Source organism: Vibrio sp. 1874 (assembly GCF_033344395.1).
GTDB lineage: Bacteria > Pseudomonadota > Gammaproteobacteria > Enterobacterales > Vibrionaceae > Vibrio > Vibrio alginolyticus.
This window is the reverse complement of record NZ_JAWPOR010000203.1, coordinates 1-1,012: the sequence shown is the minus strand read 5'-3', so window position 1 is coordinate 1,012 and position 1,012 is coordinate 1. Positions and strand designations below refer to the sequence as shown.

1 pseudogene is annotated in these 1,012 nt (G+C 45.1%); it reads left to right on the top strand.

What is annotated here, in order from left to right:
* A pseudogene (gene bcsG / locus R8N46_RS25635) lies at nucleotides 1-933 on the top strand (cellulose biosynthesis protein BcsG); the annotation flags it as partial.
* Between the last annotated feature and the right edge of the window lie 79 nt (nucleotides 934-1,012).

The window sequence follows — 1,012 nt, the reverse complement described above, 5'->3', positions numbered from 1 at the left end:
CTGGCCGCTCATCCTCTGTTCAAAGAGTTTGACATCATGTTCGACAATTTTAGTTCCGCTACGTCATATAGCGGGCCTGCGGTCATTCGTCTGCTACGAGCCAATTGCGGTCAACAGGAACACAGTCAACTGTTCCAACCCGCACCTTCAAAACAGTGCTACTTGTTCGAAAGTTAGAAAGAGCTAGGCTTCAAAGAAAATTTACTGATGAACCACAATGGTGTCTTCGATAGCTTCCTTGAATTGATCAAGAAAGACGGTGACTTACAAGCGGCTCTTATGTCTCAAGAAGGTTTGGCTCCTTACCAAAAATCTTTTGATGGCTCTTCGATCTTCCGCGATAAGCAAGTACTGGATAACTGGTGGCAGCAAAGACTTAACAGTAGTGACGACAAAGTCGTGGCACTCTACAACTCAATTTCACTGCACGATGGAAACCGGATCATCAATACGAATTCAAGCACATCCATTGCTAGCTACAAAATGCGCCTTAAGAATTTGCTTGATGATCTCTACGCGTTCTTTAAAACCTTAGAGTCCTCAAAGCGCAACATTGTTGTGGCCTTGGTACCGGAACATGGTGGTGGTATGCGAGGAGACCGAATGCAGATTTCAGGTATGCGAGAAATTCCTGCGCCAACGATCGTTCACACCCCGGTAGGAATTAAAATCTTCGGAGAAGGAATTCAACGTCAGGGCAGCACAGAACACGTCAATGCGCCCTCTAGCTATCTGGCGTTGTCACAGCTCGTGTCGAATATTCTGGATAAAAACATTTATCAAAGTAAGACGTTTAGCCCTTCAATATTGACGGAGAACCTACCAGAAACACGCATTGTCGCGCAGAACTCCGGTTCTACTGTGATTGAAGTACAAGGAAAGTATTATGTTTCTCTTGATGGTTCTAGTTGGATTGAATACCCAACAAAGTAGTCCCAACTAAACCATCCAATGCAGCCTAAGGCCGGAACTTCCGGCCTTTGTTTTGCCTAAAATCGCACCGCTATCGTTT